This window comes from Acidobacteriota bacterium, from assembly GCA_003696075.1.
GTDB lineage: Bacteria > Acidobacteriota > Polarisedimenticolia > J045 > J045 > J045.
In genome coordinates this window covers 1-3,249 of sequence record RFHH01000098.1, presented here as the reverse complement: position 1 = coordinate 3,249, position 3,249 = coordinate 1, and the positions used below count along the sequence as shown (strand labels likewise).

The following is a 3,249-nucleotide window of genomic DNA, read 5'->3' as shown; positions in this document are numbered from 1 at the left end:
CGGAGCCCAACAGTACCGACACGGAAAAGGAGCCATTCAATGAGGAAGCTTGCCTTCACCGCTTTCATCGCGGCGGTGGTGCTCTCTCTCGGTTGCGCCATCACCAACTATCCGGTGATGTTCGACGACGCCGGTCCGTGGGACGACGCGACCGTGGATTCGTTCTACGACAAGGCCTACATCATCCCGAGCGGCCAGGTCGCGACCATCTGGTCCGACGGCTCGGATGAGCTGTACACGGAGGTCGCCCAGGACTGGAAGGGCGATCAGCGCCTGTACACCTACAACAACTTCGACCCCAGCGCGTCCGTGCTCTGGCTGGACCAGACCTACTGCGATCCGGCCCGCCAGGACAACTGCTCCATCTGGACGGCCTGGAACCCGGATCTGCCGGACGCCTATCCGACCGCTCCGACCGGGCAGAGCGGCGATCCCAGCCCGCACGACGATCCGTTCGACGGCGTGCCCGGGACGACCTGCCCCGGCTACCGCTCGCTGAGCGTGCTCGTCTCCTACGGCAGCCGCATCGGTGAGTGCGGAAGCGGGCTCTGGCTCGACAAGCAGGCGGCCGCGGACGAGTTCTCCCGCCTCGGCACGACCACCTGGCGGGGAGAGGCGGTCTACCACCTGCCCTTCAACAGCTCGATCGCGTCCGTGCAGGTGACCGGTGCCAACGGCAACTCGGACATCATGCCGATCTACGGCAGCTTCAACGGCTACATCGACAGCCGCCTGCGCGTCGCTGTCGAGATGACGCCGAACGCCAAGTACGAGCTGCGTTGGCTGTCCAACTGGCTGCGCCAGAACGGCTCCTTCGTGGACGTGACCGTGACCTACGGCTCGCTGACGGCGAACTGGAAGGCGAACATCTGGAGCGTGGACAACGCTCTGAACCGCCTCTGAGGCCGTTGACGAGACACTGGGTTGCGTAAACGTTCAGCGTTGGAAAAAGGAGCGAAAACCATGAGGAAGCTGCTCATCAGCGTGTGCGCCCTGGCCATCCTGGCCTCGCTGGGCTGCCACATCTCGGACTACCCGGTCATCACGGACGACCGGGGCGACTTCAGCGGTGTGATCCGCACCGGTCACCGGGCCTACATCATGCCGACCGGTCAGGTCGCGACGATCTGGGACGATGGTTCGGACGAGCTGCTCACGCTCGTGTTCCAGAACCAGTACGGTGACCAGAAGCTCTACACGAAGAACAACTTCGACCCGACGGCTTCGGTGCTGTGGGTCGATCAGACCTACTGCGACTGGCGGTTCCTCGACTGCGAGATCGCCACTTCCTGGAACCCGGCGCAGGGTCCGGACGACATCTTCGACTACGATGCCTTCCCGGACTGCCCGGGCTACCGGTCGCTGTCGCTGCTCGTCTCTCAGGGCAGCCGCGTCGGTGAGTGCGGCGACGGCCTGTTCTGGAACGGCGACAAGCAGGCGCTGTTCGGTGAGTTCGCTCAGCTCCCGACGACGACCTGGCGCGGTGGCACGGCCTACGTCGTCAACGTGAACGCCGGCAACACGACCGTCGATCTGACCGCCGGCAACACGACGGCGACGGTGCCGATCTACGGCAACTTCACCGCGTTCATCACCGACGACCTGAACATGGCGGCTCCGATGACGCCGAACGTCCGCAACGAGCTGATGTGGCTGCGGTCGTTCATCGGCGAGAACGGGGACACCCTCAATGCGACGATCAACTACGGCTCCCTGACGGGCAGCATCGATCTTCGCATCGTGGCGGGTGGCCTCAACGCCGCCATCGACCGGTTCTGATTTCTCTCTGAGCTTCGAACACGCCTGGTTTCGACGTGGGGGCGGCCTTCGGGCCGCCCCCAGTTTTTCCGGGCGCACCCGGGTTGCGGGAGCGAGGTCACCGGCCCCGGCGGCGCTTTGCGACCCTCCGGGCCTCGGACACGGCCGCCGCGGGGTCGACCAGGCCGAAACCGCTCGCCGGATCGGGCCCCGCCGGGGGGAGATCGCGGGCCGTACGCCTGAGGATCTCCTCGACCTCGTCCACCCGCAGGTCGGGAGCGACCTGGAACACCAGCGCGGCCACGCCCCCGACCCACCCCACGGCCATCGAGGTGCCCGCCTCGAGCCGCAGCCCCTTCGGATCGGGTCCCGCCGGCACGGGAAGGTCCCAGCCGGGAGCCGCCAGGTCGGGGAACGGCTCGTTGCCACCGCACGGCGACGGACCCCGCGAGGACGGCTCGATCACCTCGAGCCGCTGGTCCACCGCGGCCACGGAAAGGGGGCGGCGGCCGTCCGGGGCGAGTCCCGCCAGCGCGGCCGGGGCCTGCCCGGTCCGGGGGCCCGGCCCGTCGTTCCCGGCGGCGAAGACGGGCAGGGCGCCGGCGGCGCGGAAGGCCTCGATCATCGGGAGATCCCGGTCGTCGCAGGAGCCGGCACCGTGGCCCCAGGCGCCGAGCACGACGTCGGGGCGGCCCTCGAACAGGAGCCAGTCGGCGGCGAGCGACATGTTCACGTTGTTGTAGCTGTTGTGGAGGTTTGCGAGCGCCGCCACCCAGACCGCGCCCGGGGCCGCTCCGAGGGCCCGGCCGTCCAGCGGCCGGGCGAGCGCGCAGCCGAGCACCTCCGAGCCGTGTCCCCGCGTGTCCACGGGGCGCGGCGAGCCGTTCACCGGATCGTGCCAGGAGGGGCCGGGAGCCCGGGCGGGGGCGAGGGCCGCGTGGTCTCCCATCACCCCGGTGTCGAGCAGTCCGATCCGGACCCCGCGGCCGTCGATCCCGCGCCGCCAGAGGGCGGGAAGCCCGAGGGCGGCCACCGCCCAACTGTCGCCGGGGGGGACCGGGCGGGGGGCCCCGACCGCACTCCCTGTCCCGCCCCTCCGCCGCCGGGCCTCCCGAACGCTGTCGTACTCCGGGATGACCCGGGCCACGTCGGGGTGCGCGACCAGTTCCGGCACCGCCTCCGGGCGCACCGACACGAAGATCCGGTTCCGGAACCGCAGCGCCCGGTAGTAATCGGCCCGGCCGGTTTCGACCAGGGCGTCCAGCAGAGGACGGAGGCGTGCGGCACCGCGCGCCGCCACCTCCTCGAGCGCCGCCAGCGCGCGGCGGCGGGCCTCCGCGCGCCCCAGTTCCTCCTCCCTCGCCCTCCGGATCAGCTCGCCCGTGTCGACCTGCTCGCGGAGCTCGACGAGGACGCGGGCCCACCCGCCGGGCCCGGTGGGGAAGCGCATCGCGCGCTGGTCGGGGCGGGCGGCGGCTGGTCCGGGGTCGG

General features: G+C 70.1%; 3 protein-coding genes. 2 read left to right on the top strand and 1 reads right to left on the bottom strand.

What is annotated here, in order from left to right:
* Positions 1-39 precede the first annotated feature (39 nt).
* Positions 40-903 (top strand): hypothetical protein, encoded by an 864-nt coding sequence (locus tag D6718_06355; protein RMG45947.1) that lies wholly within the window; start codon positions 40-42, stop codon positions 901-903.
* Between the two features lie 60 nt (positions 904-963).
* Positions 964-1,779 (top strand): hypothetical protein, encoded by an 816-nt coding sequence (locus tag D6718_06350; GenBank protein ID RMG45946.1) that lies wholly within the window; start codon positions 964-966, stop codon positions 1,777-1,779.
* A 97-nt stretch (positions 1,780-1,876) separates the two neighbouring features.
* Here the strand turns inward: D6718_06350 and D6718_06345 are convergent.
* On the bottom strand, positions 1,877-3,249 hold a 1,373-nt coding region (locus tag D6718_06345; protein ID RMG45945.1), incomplete at its 5' end, for a hypothetical protein.

Bases quoted from the DNA above. Each gene is read 5' to 3' on its own strand.
- D6718_06350 (RMG45946.1), top strand. From the start codon at position 964: ATGAGGAAGCTGCTCATCAGCGTGTGCGCCCTGGCCATCCTGGCCTCG.
- D6718_06355 (RMG45947.1), top strand. From the start codon at position 40: ATGAGGAAGCTTGCCTTCACCGCTTTCATCGCGGCGGTGGTGCTCTCT.